At 47.3% G+C, this 17045-nt stretch carries 15 protein-coding genes; 9 read left to right on the top strand and 6 right to left on the bottom strand.

What is annotated here, in order from left to right:
• Positions 1–135: 135 nt before the first annotated feature.
• From IC230_RS29040 to IC230_RS29025, 4 genes are all read right to left on the bottom strand, one after another.
• Positions 136–1308, bottom strand: a complete 1173-nt coding sequence (locus IC230_RS29040) for a 1-deoxy-D-xylulose-5-phosphate reductoisomerase (protein ID WP_191042579.1) — start codon at positions 1306–1308, stop codon at positions 136–138.
• A complete protein-coding gene (locus tag IC230_RS29035; RefSeq protein ID WP_191042578.1) occupies positions 1305–1703 on the bottom strand; it encodes a HepT-like ribonuclease domain-containing protein in 399 nt (132 codons plus the stop codon). Before IC230_RS29035 ends, IC230_RS29040 begins: the two co-directional genes overlap by 4 nt.
• A 154-nt stretch (positions 1704–1857) precedes the next feature.
• Positions 1858–2043, bottom strand: a complete 186-nt coding sequence (locus IC230_RS29030) for a nucleotidyltransferase family protein (RefSeq protein WP_191042577.1) — start codon at positions 2041–2043, stop codon at positions 1858–1860.
• A gap of 13 nt (positions 2044–2056) precedes the next feature.
• Positions 2057–3559 (bottom strand): GH3 auxin-responsive promoter family protein, encoded by a 1503-nt coding sequence (locus IC230_RS29025; protein ID WP_191042576.1) that lies wholly within the window; start codon positions 3557–3559, stop codon positions 2057–2059.
• 191 nt (positions 3560–3750) lie between these two features.
• Here IC230_RS29025 and IC230_RS29020 point away from each other — a divergent pair, with 191 nt between their 5' ends.
• From IC230_RS29020 to IC230_RS28990, 7 genes are all read left to right on the top strand, one after another.
• A complete protein-coding gene (locus IC230_RS29020; RefSeq protein WP_012930377.1) occupies positions 3751–4776 on the top strand; it encodes a rod shape-determining protein in 1026 nt (341 codons plus the stop codon).
• A 93-nt stretch (positions 4777–4869) separates the two neighbouring features.
• Positions 4870–5706 (top strand): rod shape-determining protein MreC, encoded by an 837-nt coding sequence (mreC, locus tag IC230_RS29015; RefSeq protein ID WP_191042575.1) that lies wholly within the window; start codon positions 4870–4872, stop codon positions 5704–5706.
• Between the two features lie 63 nt (positions 5707–5769).
• Positions 5770–6276, top strand: a complete 507-nt coding sequence (locus IC230_RS29010; protein WP_191042574.1) for a hypothetical protein — start codon at positions 5770–5772, stop codon at positions 6274–6276.
• 79 nt (positions 6277–6355) lie between these two features.
• A complete protein-coding gene (locus IC230_RS29005; protein WP_191042573.1) occupies positions 6356–6841 on the top strand; it encodes a GAF domain-containing protein in 486 nt (161 codons plus the stop codon).
• 96 nt (positions 6842–6937) lie between these two features.
• Positions 6938–7393, top strand: coding sequence for a DUF4890 domain-containing protein (locus IC230_RS29000; RefSeq protein ID WP_191042572.1), 456 nt, complete (start codon positions 6938–6940; stop codon positions 7391–7393).
• 166 nt (positions 7394–7559) lie between these two features.
• Complete coding sequence (locus tag IC230_RS28995) at positions 7560–8630, top strand: NHL repeat-containing protein (RefSeq protein WP_191042571.1); 1071 nt, start codon at positions 7560–7562, stop codon at positions 8628–8630.
• A gap of 13 nt (positions 8631–8643) precedes the next feature.
• Positions 8644–10176 carry a c-type cytochrome domain-containing protein gene (locus IC230_RS28990; RefSeq protein ID WP_191042570.1) on the top strand — a complete coding sequence of 511 codons (1533 nt, stop codon included), beginning with the start codon at positions 8644–8646 and terminating at the stop codon, positions 10174–10176.
• 51 nt (positions 10177–10227) lie between these two features.
• Here the strand turns inward: IC230_RS28990 and IC230_RS28985 are convergent, their stop codons facing one another.
• Positions 10228–11343, bottom strand: coding sequence for a D-TA family PLP-dependent enzyme (locus IC230_RS28985; protein ID WP_191042569.1), 1116 nt, complete (start codon positions 11341–11343; stop codon positions 10228–10230).
• A 3-nt stretch (positions 11344–11346) separates the two neighbouring features.
• On the bottom strand, positions 11347–11823 hold the full coding sequence (locus IC230_RS28980; RefSeq protein WP_191042568.1) for a RidA family protein: 477 nt from the start codon (positions 11821–11823) through the stop codon (positions 11347–11349).
• Positions 11824–12179: 356 nt separating this feature from the next.
• On the opposite strand from IC230_RS28980, the gene IC230_RS28975 reads away from it, so the two are divergent.
• Together IC230_RS28975 and IC230_RS28970 are read left to right on the top strand one after the other, a co-directional pair.
• Entirely contained in the window at positions 12180–15626 is a 3447-nt protein-coding gene (locus tag IC230_RS28975; protein ID WP_191042567.1) for a DUF1553 domain-containing protein, read from the top strand.
• A 2-nt stretch (positions 15627–15628) separates the two neighbouring features.
• Positions 15629–17044 carry a DUF4932 domain-containing protein gene (locus tag IC230_RS28970; protein WP_191042566.1) on the top strand — a complete coding sequence of 472 codons (1416 nt, stop codon included), beginning with the start codon at positions 15629–15631 and terminating at the stop codon, positions 17042–17044.
• Position 17045: the final 1 nt, after the last annotated feature.

The raw sequence follows: 17045 nt of genomic DNA, 5'->3' as shown, positions 1-17045 counted from the left end.
TAGTTGAGGATAATTATTTGGTCCGATTCCTCAAGGCTCGTAGCACAATGGTACCAAGAATAATGCCAACTATAAACCAGACCCAGTATGTCATGTAAATGAAAACGCTAAACTAGATTGATATAATGCAAACAGCTAAACTAAACTTTTAATTCGCGCCAAAGCCAGTTGGCGTGCTTCTTCGTCTGTCCTGACATAATCGTCATACGTTGGGCTCTGAACGAATGTCGTTTTGGCTAAACATGATTCGATAATTTCCGAAATCTCAAGGAAACTGATTTGGTCATGCAGGAAGGCGTCTACGGCTACTTCATTGGCAGCATTGATGATACAAGGTGCATTACCGCCCCGACCAAGCGCATCGAACGCGAGTTGCAGATTGCGGAACGTTTCCAGGTCAGGCTGCTCAAACGTTAGGGCTGGGTAATCCAGAAAATTAAATCTGGGAAAATCAGATTTTAATCGATTTGGGTAACCCAGCGCAAACTGAATCGGCAAGCGCATGTCGGGCAAGCCCATCTGTGCTTTCAAACTTCCGTCTTCGAACTGCACCAGCGAATGAATAATACTCTGCGGATGCACCACTACGTCGATCTGGTTCGCACGAAGTCCGAAGAGCCACTTGGCTTCGATTACCTCCAGTCCTTTATTCATCAACGTAGCGGAGTCGATTGTAATTTTTGCGCCCATTGTCCAGTTCGGATGCTTCAACGCCTGCGATTTCGTAACCGTCGACAAAAATTCCTGCGACTTACCTCTGAACGGTCCTCCCGAAGCGGTCAGGATAATTTTCTCGATCGGGTTGTGAAATTCACCAACCAGGCACTGAAAAATGGCTGAGTGCTCCGAATCGACTGGGTAAATGTTAACGCCTTTTTGTGCGGCTAGTTGTGTGATGAGTTCACCCGCTACGACCAGCGTTTCTTTATTAGCCAAGGCAATGGATTTTCCAGCTTCGATGGCTTTAATGGTTGGCAAAAGACCGGCATAACCCACCATGGCGGTTAAAACCATGTCGACCGTATCCATCTGCACAACAGAAGCAATGGCTTTTGCACCTGCGTAAACTTTTATATTGAGAGGATCAAGTGCTGCGAACACCCGGTCGTAATACGTCTCATTGCAGATAACCACTACGTTGGGTTTCAACTCAACGGCCTGCTGAATGAGCAATTCGGCATTATTATTCGTTGTCAGTACCTCAACCTGAAATTGGTCGGGGTGATTCTTGATCACGTCGACAGCCTGCGTCCCGATGGAACCCGTTGAGCCGAGGATGGCGATATGGCGTTTTTTTATTTCGGTCATTTAATAAGCTTATCGCGGAGGTGTTGAATGTGTTGGTAATAAGGAGAGTCTAATGCTCGGATTAGACTCTCCTGAGGATAGGTTATGCGATCAATCATCGTGATCAAGACATCTTTTAAGTCAGGTAGGGTCGCTTTAATTACTTCCCAGACTCGCTCATGGTCAATACCACTATAATCGTGCGCCAGATAATTTCGCATACCGGCTATGTTTGGCCAGGGAATTTGTTGAAACTCTTTCTTTAAATCTGATTCTATTTTTTTAGATTCTTCACCGATGACTAATAAAAGTGCCCAGATTGCATTGAAATCTCTTTGATCAGCGTCCCAGGCTAATTCTTCTGCGTCAAGATAATTGTGTGCGTAAATGAAAATCTTTTCTGCACATTCCAGCATAGTAAAAATGTATACCAGGTTGTTATCACTGTACATAAATCACGTCTTTTTCCATTTTGTATTCTATGAATGGATTCATAAATCGACTATCAACTAAATCCATTTTTCTATAGAGTTTTCGTCTCAGAATACGGTGCAGTCGCTCTTTTTCGGCCTAGACCAATTTGACGTTTGATTTTAAATCATACACCAGATCAATATCACTCTTCTCATTCTGTTCATTCCGGGCAAAACTTCCATAAAGGCCGATACGTTCAATGCCAAATTCTTTTTGCAAACGTTCGCGGTTAGCCTTAAGCGTCTCCAGAATAAATTCGCGATTCACGAGCTCTGCTCTCATTTTTTAAACTTTCTTAAACCGTTTGTCTAATCTCCAGTAATCCATCCGCAATTTTCCGATCATTCGCCAGACGCGGTACTTTGTTTTGTCCGCCCAATTTACCTTGTGATTTCATGTATCGCTGAAAAGCTCCGCGTGGTAGGCTTGTCAGACGTAGTGGTTGCAGGATAGAACCCGTAATGAGGTCGTCATAATAAACGTTCAGTTCAATCAGGCGATTATCTACATCCTGTGCGAAGGCGGTTAGGTCGTGCGGGGGCGTAGCGAACTCGATTAGCCATTCGTGATATGGCAGGCCTTCTTTCGGGCTAACCATCGGCGCTACAGTGAATTCAACGACTTCGGTTTCGGGATGCTTCTGCATAGCGTCTTTCAACGCCTTCTCAACTTCCTCGCCAATTACGTGTTCGCCAAACGCAGAAATGAAGTGTTTGATACGTCCTGTTACCAATAGTCGATATGGTTCCCGGGATACGAACTTAACTGTGTCGCCGAGCGAATAACCCCATAAACCAGCGTTGTTGTTGATAATGACGGCGTAGTTTTTGCCTAACTCCACTTCTTCGATCGTTAGTCGGCGTGGATTTTCGGTGAAGAACTCGTCGGCAGCAATAAATTCAAAGAAAATGCCGCTGTCTAACAGCATCAATAAGCCTTCCTCCGTTTGTGTATCCTGAAACGCAATGAAGCCTTCGGAAGCTGGGTAGGTCTCGATGGAGTCGACGCGCTTACCAATGCTCTCGTACAATTTAGCGCGATACGGCTCGAAATTAACACCGCCGTATACGAACAGCGAAAAATCAGGGAAAACGTCTTTGATCAATTTGCCAGTACGTTCCTGAATGCGGTCGAAATACATCTGCACCCAGGGCGGAATCCCCGAAATCAGCGACATGGGTTGCGGCAGCGTTTCGTCGATGATTCGTTCTAGCTTTGTCTCCCAGTCGTCGATCGTGTTGGTTTCGTAGCTGGGTAATTGGTTGGTACGTAGATAAGCCGGTACGTGGTGATTGACAATACCCGATAAGCGCCCGATGTTGATGCCTGCCTTTTGCGTAAGCTCGGGACTGCCGGATAGAAAAATTAGTTTCTTGTCCAGGAATGCACTGTTTCCCGTTTCATGAATGTAGTTCAGTAAAGCGTCGCGTGCTGAATTGATGTGATTGGGAATGGACTCCTGCGTAATCGGAATGTATTTAGTGCCCGATGTAGTGCCTGATGTTTTAGCAAAATATAAAGGTTTGCCCTTCCAGAGTACGTCAGTTTCACCATAGAGAATCTGGTCAATGTACGGTTTTAGATCTTCGTAGTCACGTACCGGAACAGCCTGCCGAAACTCTTCGACTGTTTGCACGTCTCTAAGATGATGATCACGACCAAAAACCGTATTACGTCCGCCATCGACTAACTGCCGGAACCAGCGTTGCTGAGCCTCGGCGGGTTGATACATCCAGGCCTGCTGGCGCTCGACAACCCACTTGGCAAAAGGCGTACTGACAACTGAACGAATTCCCATAACACAACAAAGGTAAAACTAAAGAATGGTTAGTCGTTCGTTGGTAACCGTTTGTGTTTATTATATAGAAACCACTGATTACGATTGACTAATCACAAATGACGGCAATGCGTTTCTCTTGAATAATCTCTATTTTTGCAAACTTTTAAAAAACTGTACTTGTAATAAGGCTTTCTGCGTTTGACATACTAATGGGACTTTTTAATTTTCTAACCAGCGACATTGCAATTGATCTGGGCACGGCGAACACCTTGATCATTCACAAGGATCGGATTGTGGTGGATGAGCCTTCGATTATTGCCATGGACAAGGTCAGCGGTAAGGTGCTGGCGATTGGCCACAAGGCCATGCAAATGCACGAAAAGACAAACGAAAATATTAAGACGATTCGTCCCCTGAAAGACGGTGTTATTGCCGATTTTACAGCCGCCGAGCTGATGATTCGGGGGATGATCAAAATGATAGATACGGGTAGCAAACTCTTTTCGCCATCGCACCGGATGGTAATTTGTATTCCATCGGGGATTACGGAGGTGGAGAAGCGGGCTGTAAAAGATTCCGCTGAGCACGCCGGGGCGAAAGAAGTATACATGGTTCACGAACCCATCGCAGCTGCTATCGGAATTGGCATCGACATCACTCAGCCTAACGGCACGATGATTGTCGATATCGGTGGGGGAACGACTGAAATTGCGGTCATTGCGTTATCTGGTATTGTCTGCGAGCAGTCGATACGTATAGCCGGGGACGTATTTACCCGTGATATTGTCGATTACATGCGTCGGGAACACAACCTGCTGATTGGTGAACGCTCGGCGGAGCAAATCAAAATGGAAGTTGGCTCAGCCCTGCCCGAACTCGACAACCCACCATCGGACTACGAAATCCGCGGTCGTGATTTGATGACGGGTATTCCGAAGGAGATTAAAGTAACGTATAGCGAAATTGCCTATGCGCTCGATAAGTCGATCTCCAAAATTGAAGAGGCTACGATGAAAGCCCTTGAAATTTCACCACCGGAATTGTCGGCCGATATTTATACGAACGGCATTCACCTGACGGGTGGGGGTGCGTTGCTGCACGGTCTCGATAAACGACTGGGTGCTAAAACCAAGTTGCCAATTCACGTAGCTGATGACCCGCTTAAGGCCGTTGTGAAAGGCACAGGTGAAGTCATCAAGAATCTGGATATGTACCGCTCGGTACTGATTAGCTAATGTAGTGCCGGATCGATCGGACGGGTGTTCCCGCTCCTGGTCCGGCTGTGTACCTACTGCTATACAGCCGGACCAGGAAGTCCGGTACTACTTATGGGAGAGTTAGTTGACTTTTTCATCCGAAGTCGCCACTTCATTTTGTTTGTGTTGCTGGAAGTACTCTGCTTCTACTTCATTATTAACACCAGCAACTATTGGGGCGTAACGTATTTCAATACCTCAAATCGCTACGCGGCTAAGGTGTTGGCCTGGTCGAACGCGGCTAATGAATATGCGCGTTTGCGGGAGGTAAATGCCGATCTGGCTTTGGAAAACCAACGCCTGAATGCACAAATTACACAATTACTCCAAAGCAAACCTGCCGCTCCGGCTGCCTATCAGGCTGATTCTACCTTTGCTAAGCGATTTAAATTTACCGTGGCCAAAGTGTTGAATAACACGACTCAGCTGGCCAACAATTACATCACGATCGATAAAGGAACGGACGATGGGATACGACCCGGAATGGCGGTCATCTCGCCGACGGGTTTAGTGGGGAAAGTAAGCGTTTGTAGCCCGCATTTCTCCTACATCATTTCGATCCTGCATTCTGAATTTCTGGTTTCCTCAAGACTGGTAAAAGCAAATGAGATAGGGTCGTCAAAGTGGGATGGGATGAATCCGCGTTTGATAAAGATGATTGATGTTCGGCGCGACAAACCGGTTGAAAAAGGCGATTCGGTCGTAACATCAGGCTTTAGCTTAACTTTTCCGCCAGGTATTCTGATCGGACGCGTTCGGACAACGGGTGTACAACCCAACCAAACGTTTCATGATCTTACGGTCGATCTGGCAACGGATTTCAGTAATCTTGCCTTTGTGTACGTTATTGAAAACCTGCTGCAACCTGAGCAGGAGAAGCTGGAAAAACAAATTGAAAAAGAAAAATAACCCCTTCTCTAATAAGTGACGGATCATCCCCATCGACTATTGAGAAAGGAATACAACTTATAGATGACCCTACGCGAAATCCTATCCACCACAGTACTATTCGTGCTTTATCTGGCATTGCAAATCCTGCTCGTACGAAATGTTGTGCTGTTCGATTACGGATTTTGTTTCATCTACATTGCCTGCATTCTGCTTCTGCCAAACGAGATCGGTTTAACGTGGCTTTTGTTTATTGCATTTGTCATCGGCATTATCGTTGATACGTTCTACAATACGTTGGGCATACATGCAGCCGCTACGGTGTTGATGGCGTATTGTCGGCCCCTGATTGTACGAGCGCAGATTGACGTACCGGGCCTTGAAACCAGAATTGAGTTTAGCTTACGCCAATTAGGTGTCGGTGCCTTTTTTCGTTACGTATTTATTCTGGCCTTGATTCATCATACAGCCTTGTTTTTCATCGAAGCCAGCAGCCTAACGCTGATTATTCCAACCTTGATTCGGATCGGGGCCAGTACGTTATTCACGACCGTTAGTATTGTGCTGATTCAGTTTTTCACAAGGAACTAAGTGTCTTCCAGGCGCATTCGTCAGGAGTAGACGAATTCAGTTTTCTAAAACAACTTGAACACGTCTGACCTCATCAATTATGGCTGAAACACTCATTATTCCTCAAACCGATGACCGGCGGGCTGTTTATGACAGCCTCATTCCTCAGATTGCCGCCCTGATTGAAGGCGAATCCGATCTGGTCGCTAATCTGGCCAACATCACCGCTGCGTTGAAAGAAGCATTCGGATTTTTTTGGGTTGGTTTTTACTTCAAGAAAGAGAACCAGTTAGTGCTTGGGCCGTTTCAGGGACCAATCGCCTGTACGCGGATTGCGTTCGACAAAGGCGTATGCGGAGCCGCTTACACGCGTCAGGAAACCATTCTGGTTCCGGATGTTGAGCAGTTTCCCGGCCATATTGCCTGTAGCTCGGCGTCGAAATCCGAAATCGTTGTGCCCGTATTTGATCGGGAGGGAAACGTAACGATGGTACTTGACATAGACAGTGACCAGCTTGCTGATTTTAGCGAGGCTGACGCGGAGGGACTGGAGCGCATAGCAAGTTTAATTACCGCGCTTTATTAAACTGACTATCAATTAAGATGTAATTAAATCGGGAGAGGCCATTAAACCCAGGCTGGTTTTCTGCGTCTTAGGTTCGGATTTAACCCATCACAAACCATGTTTAAGAAAATTGCCCTGAGTGCCTTGATGCTCTCGTTATTCTCGTTTCCTTTACTGGCGCAACAAAACACGACGCCTGACGCACAATCTCAGTCGACTACGCGAATGGGACGTAACCGTTCCATGCAGCAACGTCCAATGGCTGATCCGGAAACGCGTGCCCGCAAGATGACGGACCGTATGACTCAACAGTTAGGTTTAGATCAGACGGCGTCACAAAAAGTATATGATGCCACGCTGACACATGCCCAGAAAGTGGATGCCATTCGCGCTAATTCTGACGACAAAGGTGCCAAAGCACAGGCGTTGAAAGCCAATGCTGACGATTACAAGGCTAAAATGAAAAGTATCCTGACGCCCGATCAGTTTACCAAGCTTGAGTCGATGAGAGACAAAATGCGCCACGGCCGCGGTCGTCCCAACGACATGAAAGAGGAGAGCGATCGGAAGTAATCAACCGATAAGAACAAAAGCCGAATGCCTGTCCATTGAACGAATGAATCAATGGACAGGCATTCGGCTTTTACTTTATACTGTATAATTTTCACAAGGAGAGCTTGGTTGCAGTAAAGTTTGGGCGGTTAAGACTTTTTGGTATAAATCGATCATTTCCAAAGCCATGTCATCTTTCCTTTCCCGTCGGTCCTTTATTCGGCAGTCGTCACTGGCGACTATAACGAGCGTAGCGGCTCCGACGATTCTCTCTGCAAAAGCTTCGCGAAAGAATACCGATACGGTCATGTTGGGGCATAACGGATTCCGGTATCGGGTTGTGCCGGGTTGGGGCGTTCTGGACGCGGGTAAGAATCCCGTAAACGATTGCCACGAAATGGTACAGGATGCGAAAGGACGTATCATTTTGCTGACCAACGAGACAAAGAACAACATCATCGTTTACGACAAGTCTGGTAAACTTCTCGAAACCTGGGGCACCACTTACCCTGGCGCACACGGTCTGACGCTTGGCGGAGAAGGGAACGATCAATACTTGATTATTACGGATTATGAGCGTCATCAGGTTGTCAAAACTGACCTGAAAGGCCGCGAATTAATGAAATTAGAGTATCCGAGAGAAACGGGTAAATACGATCATCCGACGCAGTTCAAACCTACCGAAACGGCAATTAATCCAGCCAATGGCGATATCTACGTAGTGGACGGCTATGGCCTGAATTACGTTATGCAGTATGATAAAAATGGTAAACTGATCCGGACGTTTGGTGGCAAAGGCGAAACCAACGATACGTTCGATTGCTGCCACGGTATTATCGTGGACCGGCGTGTGGCCGCCAGCCCGACATTGTTGATTACCGATCGTCGGCATAATGCGCTCAAACGATTCTCGCTGGATGGGAAATATATGTCGACCATTGCCTTGCCCGGTTCCTATATCTGTCGGCCCGTTATTCATGGCGAGAATATCTACGGAGCTGTTTTCCGCAGTACGTCCGATGCGTATCCAGATTCAGGGTACATTACCATTCTCGACAAAAGCGACCGGGTTGTATCGACGCCAGGTGGTACGGAACCCATCTATCAGGATGGTAAACTGGCCGAGCAGCGTAAAGACCGGAACAATTCGCCGTTTCTACACCCGCACGACGTACTGGTTGATGAAGACCACAACGTTTATGTGGCGCAATGGGCGTCGAAAAAGACTTATCCAATTAAATTAGAGCGCGTTGCCTGATGTCAATGTGCTGATGAATATGTTAATTCTGTTGCAGGCAACAACGTCACCACCGTCTGACTGGGTTTTGTTCTGGGGGCATTTTCACCCGCTTATTGTTCATTTACCGATTGGCTTTCTGCTGATTGCAGGTCTGCTTGAACTGGACCGGCTGACGCGCCGAAATTCGGTCAGCCCGCACACCATTACGTTGATTCTATTCTGGTCGGCTGTGAGCGCGACGATGGCCTGTATCTTTGGCTATATGCTGTCACTGGCGGGAGGGTATGATACCGAAACGCTCAGTTCACATAAATGGCAGGGTATTGCCGTGGCTATTTTTGCGTGGCTAGCCTGGTCCGTGAAATCTGAAAATCTGGGACGTATCATTTCCTTTGCGCCCCTGCTGTATTTGCCTGCCCTGGGTATCGCGTTAGTGCTGCTGCTATCGACGGGTCACTTGGGTGGAAACCTGACACATGGTTCAGATTATCTGACTCAATACGCACCTGGCCCAATTCGTTCACTGGCCGGTTTATCACCGAAACAGCCGGAAATTAAGTTTGAGCCGATTACGGACGTGAACCAGGCAAAAGTATACCAGCAGATTATCAACCCAATTTTGCAAACACGCTGTGTGCAATGCCACAATGCCGATAAGTCGAAAGCAGGGCTGCGATTAGATTCGCCTGATAAGATTACGAAAGGTTCCGAAGATGGCCCTGTACTCGTAGCAGGTAAAAGCAGCAATAGCGACTTGGTAAAGGTCTGTCTGCTACCGGAAGAAGATGATCACCACATGCCGCCAAAGGGAAAACCACAGCTGACCGAAAGTCAGATTGCCTTGCTAACCTGGTGGATCGATCAGGGCGCTACGTTCGACAAGAAAGTGTCGGACCTTAAGGTAAACGATGCCATTCGTCCCGTTTTAGCTTCGTTGGGCGGTAACGGTCCTGTCGAGACTGGCGGATCAAACGTAGCGGCTTCTGGACCCGCTCCCGAATCGCCAGTGCTGACTATGAAATTACCGGCCGCCGATCCGAAAGTTATTGACGAGGTCAAGAAAGCGGGCTTGCTGGTATTGCCCTTATCGAAAGAGCAAAATCAACTGGAAGTTAGCGCGGTTAATGCCCGGACGTTTAACGATGCGCAAGCGTCTATTTTGCCGAAGCTTAGCAAGCAGATTGTCTGGTTACGGTTAGGCGATACCGAAATCTCCGACGCTACGTTAACGCAGCTAGCAAAACTAAAAAACCTTCAGAAGCTTCATCTGGAACAAACCAAGATTACCGATGCCGGATTGAAGCAACTCAAAGGACTGACCAATCTGGAATATTTAAATTTATACGGCACCGTCATTACCGACGCCGGACTGGCTGATTTAGCCAATCTGAAAAACCTGAAAACCGTATATCTCTGGCAAACCAAAGTGACAGAGCAGGGCATTTCTGAGTTGAAAAAAGCCTTACCGAAACTCGACGTAATTGGCGGCTTAGACGAAAAAGCGATTGCTGAACTTGCCAAAACAGCTGCGGAGCAGAAAAGCGAGGAGAGCAAGAAGCCTTGAACTAATCAATTGAGCGTAGCACTCAAACTACGCTCAACTATTCATATAAAATCAATACGTCAGCATTCGATCTCGGGCAACCGTTCGCCACTCGCCAGTTACTTCTTCATCTTCAATCGTGAATCCGCGTTCGTACAAAGCACAGGTTGGACAGATATGGTTGGGCAGCCCGTACAATACGTCGCCAACGCGGTATGAATGCCCTTCGCCTGCTTCCACTACCAAATGCTCTTCACTCTGACCGACAGCTTTCAATTCGGGTGCGTTCAGGAACGTAACGCGTTGTTCTAACGGACACTCAGCAGCTACGGATTTGTGGCCTAAATCAAGGCAAATTTTCGTTGGACTGGGCAATGAGATAACCCGAGTTACCACGAGAACGGCTGGTTGAAAAGGCTGCTCGGGTAAAATATCGCGGTACGTTCTGTCCCAATACACAAACGTACCTGGACTGCACTCTACTTCCCCACGCTGGGCGTGAATCGGGAACGTAGGACTGCCTCCGGCTACAATAATTGGCCTTTCAAACCCGAGCGATAGGAGTTTGTCGCGCAGCTGTTCTACCGGCAGGAAAGCGCTATTTGTCTCCTCCGTCCGAACCGCAATATCCGGGTGACGCATGTGGCCATCATAGGCGTGCAAACCGACGGGCTTTATTCCTTCCAGCCTGGCAAGTTCGGCGTAAAGGGTTAGTACGTTCTCGTCGGGCGTAATACCCGTACGGTTCATTCCTACATTCAGGTCAATGTATACCGGGATAACGATACCCGCTTCTACAGCCTGTTTTGATAGTTCACTGGCTGTATCGATGTTGTCGACCAGACAGGAAAATTTCGTGTCTGGATACGCTTTGATCATCTCCAGCAACCGGTGCATTTTCACCCCGTTGGGTTGATAGGCCAGTAATACGTCCGACGCTCCGCACTGAGCCAGCATGTCAGCTTCGGCGATGGTGGCGCATTTAAATTTACGGATACCCGCTTCCAGCATCAGTTGGGTGGCTTCGCGGGTTTTATGCGTTTTTACGTGCGGCCGTAAACGATTTATGTCATCAATAGAACTTGTCAGAAATGCAATATTCTGTCGGACCCGATTCACGTAAATCGCTAAAGCCGGTGTATCGAGCTGAGACAGATCATTAATCTGATACCAGGATGTTTCTTGCATTGATTAGACGAGTTCAAAAAGAGCTTCGATTTCAACCGGAATATTATCGGGCAGCGATCCCATACCAACTGCCGAGCGAACCCCAATACCATTTTCTTCACCCCAAACGGCCGCAAATAATTCACTGCATCCATTAATAACGTACGGATGGCGTTTAAAATCAGGTGTACAATTAACCATACCCAGAACCTTGATTACGCGCTTGACCCGGTCGAGGCTTCCTAAATTGGTACGTATGGTCGATAAAATCGCCAGACCAACCTGACGGGCAGCTAATTTCCCCTCGTCGATATCCATGTCATCACCGATACGGCCAATAATCAGACTTTTATCGTCTTTGACAGTTCCATGACCTGATACGTAGAGATACTTACCGTCGATGAGATAAGGTTTATAAACGCCCAGTGGCTGGGGTGCTGGTGGTAATGAAAGACCTAGTTTTGCAAAAGAGGCTTCAGGTGAAAGATCGTTGGTTGGCATAAGAGAAACAGGTGCAATTGGTTTGAGCGTCCAAATTACGGGATTCGCTAAATATTCTCACGCTAATTATTTTGTTCTGATCAGAGGCTTCTCCGTTGCTGAAAAAATTATGTGTTAGCGTAGTTTAATCCTAAAAATGAACTGAACCAGGCGATTGTTTTGTTACACAGGTCCCCACAGTTCTACGCTTTACCGCGTCACTTTGTGTTTGCTTGTCTGGTATTTCTCTGGCGACTGATAAGCTGGTTGCGCGATGTGAAAATTGGCTGTTTACGAGATAAAATAGTCCATTTTTATTAGGCCTAATATCGTTAATTTTGTAGAGTTGTTTCATTATCAACTTGTTGTTAGCTAGCATGCCCGTTTGGTCCGATATACGCTTACGCTACGTTCTGCTCAGTGCAACGGCTGGTTTGTTTAGCGCGTCGATTTGGCTCACCGCCTGCCAGAAATCGGTTGAAAAACCCGCCGAGATTGTTGCAGCAGAAGCCAGTCTGCCCCAGAAAGTCGATTATAATCTACACGTAAAGCCCATTTTATCCGATCGCTGCTTTGCTTGCCATGGTCCTGACAAAGCAAAACAACAGGCCGGTCTACGGCTGGATACGCCTGAAGGTGCTTACGAAGCCTTAGCCAAAAGTGGCCACAAAGCTATCGTGCCAGGCGATTTGGCGGGTAGCGAGTTGGTGCATCGAATTCTCTCTACCGATCCCGACGAAATGATGCCGACGCCAAAGTCGAACCTGACGCTGACGACGGAAGAGAAAGCTATGCTGATTCGTTGGGTGGAGCAGGGCGCGGAATACAAACAGCACTGGTCGCTGATTGCGCCGACGATGCCGGAGATTCCGAACGTTAAAGACGAACGGTGGGTGAAAAACGACATTGACCGGTTTATTCTTGCGACTCAGGATGCTAAAAAATTACTGCACGCGTCCGAAGCGGATAAAACAACGCTGCTCCGCCGTGTTACGCTTGATTTAACCGGCTTACCCCCGACGCCTGCTGAAGTCGACGCGTTTCTAGCGGATAAATCGCCGAATGCCTACGAGAAAGTTGTTAATCGCTTACTGAACAATCCACATTACGGTGAACGGCAAGCGGTTGAATGGCTGGACGTAGCACGTTATGCCGATACGGATGGGTATCAGGACGATGGTCTCCGAACGATCTGGCCGTACCGTGACTGGGTCATTCGGGCGTTTAACCGTAACCTCTCGTTTGATCGCTTCGTTACGTGGCAATTGGCGGGTGATCTGTTACCAAATCCAAACCAGAATATGTTGTTGGCTACGGCCTTCAATCGAAATCACCAGCAAAGCCAGGAGGGGGGTATCGTTGATGAAGAGTACCGAACAGAATACGTAGCAGACCGGGTCAATACGTTCGGAAAGGCTTTTTTGGGACTGACAACTGAGTGTGCCCGTTGCCACGATCATAAATACGACCCGATCAGTCAGAAAGATTATTATTCGCTGTATGCTTTCTTCAACACGAACAACGAACGGGGGCAGATTCCGTATAATGGGGAAGCCGCTCCCACCATTACGTTGACGACACCTCAAACGGACGCTCAACTGAAATACATCCGAGAGAAACTGACTCCCTTAGAGCAAAAACTTAATGCGAATCAGCCTGCGTATCAACAGCATTTTAATCAATGGCTAACAACGAACGCATCGACTGCGTCCAGCAAACTGTCGGACGTAGGACTGATTGCTCATTACACGTTCGATGAAGCCGATCGGACGGACATTAAGGCATTTGTAAAAGCTGACAATGAGAAACGTAAGCTGGAGCGGGAAAAACGGAAACAGGAAGAAGAACGGCTGAAGAAGCTTGGCAAAAAACTGCCGGAAGAAAAGAAAGTTGTCAAGCGGAAAACCAAAGAAGAACTCTGGAAAGATCCACGTAACGCGTTTGCCAATGAGGTGAACGATACAATTCTGGCTTGGTTGGGTGGCGATTCCGACAACCTGCCCTACACTGTTCCCGGCCGCTTCGGAAATGCCCGCTATTTACCCGGCGATAGTTACATTAGCCTGCCTTCTAATTTTGGCGTTTTTGAACAGAACGAACCGTTTACGATCAGTAGCTGGTTTAATTTGGCTAAAGCTAACAGCGCTGCTACGTTACTCGGACGTACGACCGGACCGATGGATGGGCAGCGCGGTTACCAGCTCGATCTATTGGCCGACGGTCGGCTGAAACTGACCCTAAGCCACGTTTGGCCAGCCAATGCGCTCGATATTGAGTCGGTTGATAAAGTGCCTGTCCATCAATGGTTTCAGATAGCGTTTACGTATAACGGCCTTGGAAAAGCAAATGGGCTGAGCTTATACCTGAACGGCAAGCCGATGCGTACGCGAGTCGTTACGGACAATCTAAAGCACAGCATTGTTTGGGGAAAAAACAAAACGCACTGGGTGCAGCATCCATTTTACATCGGTCGGATGCACGATTATTTTTACAAGGATATCGCCGTCGATGAACTCCGTATCTACAATCGTTGTCTGACGCCCCTTGAAATGACTCACTTGGCAGGTGGCCCCGATGCCCTTGCGCTTGCCCTGCAAACGCCAACGGCCAAACGTACTCCGGTGCAACGGGCGGGATTATACAGCTATTACGTAACGACCCAGGATTCGGTTTATCGGAAAAACTTTACCGAAGCCATGAAACTGCGTGGTGAGGAACTGATGCTGTACACCAACTCTGATCAGGTCATGGTGATGAATGAGCAGAAATATCCCCGCGTCTCGCATTTGCTGAAACGGGGGGCTTACGACGCGCCGGGTGAGCTAGTAAAACCGGCCGTCCTGCACAGCATGACGCCTATGCCGGATAATTTTCCTAAAAATCGGTTAGGCTTAGCCAAATGGCTGGTGATGCCTGAAAACCCGCTGTTTAGCCGGGTGATGGTAAACCGATTCTGGCAGCAGTATTTCGGTCAGGGAATTGCCAAAAACAGCGATGATTTTGGTAATCAGGGCGCTTTGCCCACTCATCCCGAATTGTTGGATTATCTGGCGGTTAAATTCAGAGAAACAGGATGGAATGCGAAGGCGATGCATAAGCTGATTGTTATGTCTGCTACGTATCGTCAGTCATCTAATGTGCCGGAAAAAGCGCGGGAGGCTGATCCTGACAATATATTCCTGACGCGCGGGCCAAGTTATCGGATGTCGGCGGAGCAAGTGCGCGATAATGCCTTGGCAGCGAGTGGGCTGCTTACTCAGCGTATCGGTGGACCAAGTGTGCTACCGTATCAACCCGCTGGTATTTGGGAAGCCCTGGCAACACGTAACGCCGTAAAATACGTGCAGAGCAAGGGCGATAGTTTGTATCGTCGGTCGATGTACACGATCTGGAAACGGTCGTCGCCCGCGCCAATGATGCTCAATTTCGATGCTGCCGAACGGCATACGTGCATTGTTAAACGACAGAAAACCAGTACACCTTTACAGGCACTCGTTACGCTCAACGATCCACAGTTTGTTGAAGCGGCCCGTGTATTGGCGCAAAAAGAAGGAGGAAAGGGGAGAAAGGATGAAGGGGAATTAATCAATGAATTCTTCAAAGCGGTGATTAGCCGACCGGCTCGCCCGCAGGAGCTTTCGTTGATGAAACAGCTTTACGACGAAGAACTGGCGGATTTTAAAAAGAATCCGAAACGAGCTTCAGAATTGCTGTCGGTAGGAGAGTACCCAGTCGATAAAACGCTGAACTCGGCTGAATTAGCGGCCTGGACTGTAGTGACGAGTACGATAATGAATTTTGACGAAGCGATTATAAAGCGATAAGTATGCGATTTAGTTTGTTAATTGTCTTGCTGACAGTAAGTGTACTTTGGTCCAATGCGGCTTTTTCTCAGAATAAGTTGTCGGTCTTGAGAGCGGGTGGAAAGTCTTTATCCATACGCATTGATACAGATTATTATCCAAATAGATGGACTATTGATCCCAGTGTCAAGCCCGATAGATTCGATGTTTCCATTAAATCGAAGCCGGTACGGGTGGCGTTTATTGCAGAGAAAGACTCTGTTGTTCGTGAAATCAAAGCAAACGACGTAGTGGATTTCATTGTCCTGACGCCCGCTGGCGATAGCGCGTATACGCAGATTCGTGGACTGCGCTACGTGGAACCTGCTCTATTCACTACGTCTTATAATAAAGCGCATACGGGAAAAACGTTTGTCGAGATTCCGGAGACGTATGAATTAATTAATACCGTTTTCGCCCTGACGAAAGCAGCACAACAGAACGATGATTTGATAGAAAAGAATACCCCTTATTACAAGGACGTAATAGCGCATTTTTCGGCCTATAAAAATGAGCCAATTGTGACGGTTATGGATTCCATTCTCACAAAAAACGAAAGTCAGTACTTTCCGTTGAAAATGGATGCTTATGCATTTTCACTTGACCGAAAAGGGATTATTCAACAGAGTTCGGTTTATGACCGGGTTGCGTGGGGAAAGGAAAATTCGCTTAGGCCTTATGTTTTGCCATTACAGCGATTTGCTGCCAAAACTAAGTTCATGGATTTCTATAGAAAACACCAGCCTTACTACAATCAATTGATCAGAGCGTATCAAGATTCCTTAGACGTAGCAAGCATGCAAACGTGGTTGAACGTAAACTTTCCAGGTACGCACTACGACTCCTTCAAAATTATCTTTTCGCCATTGGTTAGTGGAAATCAATCGGCCAACTGGTTTGAAAATAACGGTTTTCGCGAAGCACAGGCGCATGTAAATTTTCCGTTTCCTAACAAATCCGACGCTGATTTCTCAGCGAAGGCAGTTCAGGTAAGAAATGGTAATATTGTTTTTACCGAATTAAATCATGCGTTTATTAATCCAGAGGCCGACAAAGCTCAGTATAGAAAAGCGTTAACGTCTGCTCTGGCTAAACGGGATGCCTGGATCGACGAGCGAAAACCGGCTAAAAATTATGACAATACGTATGCCTGTTTTAACGAGTATATGAATTGGGGATTGGTCAGTTTACGCTACGTTGATTTTGCCCCTAAAAACGAACTGCCAGCGTTGCTCAAACGTATCGAGACGATGATGGTTAATTACCGGGGATTCAAAAAGTTTGCTGAATTCAATCAGTTTCTGGTGCCTCTTTATCAACACAGACATACCGGAACAACGGTTGCCGATTTATATCCTCAAATCATCAATTGGTTCGAAACCAACAAACAACAGAATTGAA

Source organism: Spirosoma validum (assembly GCF_014699035.1).
Taxonomy (GTDB): domain Bacteria; phylum Bacteroidota; class Bacteroidia; order Cytophagales; family Spirosomataceae; genus Spirosoma; species Spirosoma validum.
This window is presented reverse-complemented; position numbering and strand designations above follow the sequence as displayed.